General features: G+C 65.1%; 1 protein-coding gene. It reads left to right on the top strand.

Features of this window, described 5'->3' with window-relative positions:
* A partial coding sequence (locus tag RVY79_RS16635) for a Tn3 family transposase (RefSeq protein WP_317465587.1) occupies positions 1-1039 on the top strand: 1039 nt, incomplete at both ends.

The following is a 1039-nucleotide window of genomic DNA, read 5'->3' as shown; positions in this document are numbered from 1 at the left end:
CCGCCAAGAACAAGCATCAGCAGCAATTCCAGGCGTCCGGCAAGGCGATCAACGCCAAGGTGCGGCTGTTCGGCCGCATCGGCCAGGCGCTGATCGAGGCCAAGCAGGCGGGCCGCGATCCGTTCGCCGCCATCGAGGCCGTCATGTCCTGGGATGCCTTCGCCGAGAGCGTCACCGAAGCGCAGAAGCTTGCGCAGCCCGAGGACTTCGATTTCCTGCACCGCATCGGCGAAAGCTACGCCACGCTGCGCCGCTACGCGCCGGAATTCCTTGCCGTGCTCAAGCTGCGGGCCGCTCCCGCCGCGAAGGACGTGCTCGACGCCATCGAGGTGCTGCGCGGCATGAACAGCGACAACGCCCGCAAGGTGCCCGCCGACGCGCCGACCGAGTTCATCAAGCCGCGCTGGCAGAAGCTGGTCATGACCGACACCGGCATCGACCGGCGCTACTACGAACTGTGCGCGCTGTCGGAGATGAAGAACGCGTTGCGTTCCGGCGACATCTGGGTGCAGGGGTCGCGCCAGTTCAAGGACTTCGAGGACTACCTGGTGCCGCCCGCGAAATTCGCCAGCCTCAAGCAGGCCAGCGAATTGCCGCTGGCCGTGGCCACCGACTGCAACCGGTACCTGAACGACCGGCTGACGCTGCTGGAAACACAGCTTGCCACCGTCAACCGTATGGCGACGGCCAACGAGCTGCCGGACGCCATCATCACCGAGTCAGGCTTGAAGATCACGCCGCTCGACGCGGCGGTACCCGACACCGCCCAAGCGCTGATCGACCAGACGGCAATGATCCTGCCGCACGTCAAGATCACCGAACTGCTGCTGGAGGTGGACGAATGGACGGGCTTCACTCGGCATTTCGCGCATCTGAAATCGGGCGACCCGGCCAAAGACAAGAACCTGTTGCTGACCACGATCCTCGCCGACGCGATCAACCTGGGCCTGACCAAGATGGCGGAGTCTTGCCCCGGCACGACCTACGCCAAGCTGGCTTGGCTGCAAGCCTGGCACATCCGCGACGAAACCTACGGGGC

It is taken from the genome of Chromohalobacter sp. HP20-39 (assembly GCF_033052815.1).
Lineage (GTDB): Bacteria > Pseudomonadota > Gammaproteobacteria > Pseudomonadales > Halomonadaceae > Chromohalobacter.
Note: the sequence above shows the minus strand (reverse complement) of the source record. Positions and strands in the feature narration are given on the sequence as shown.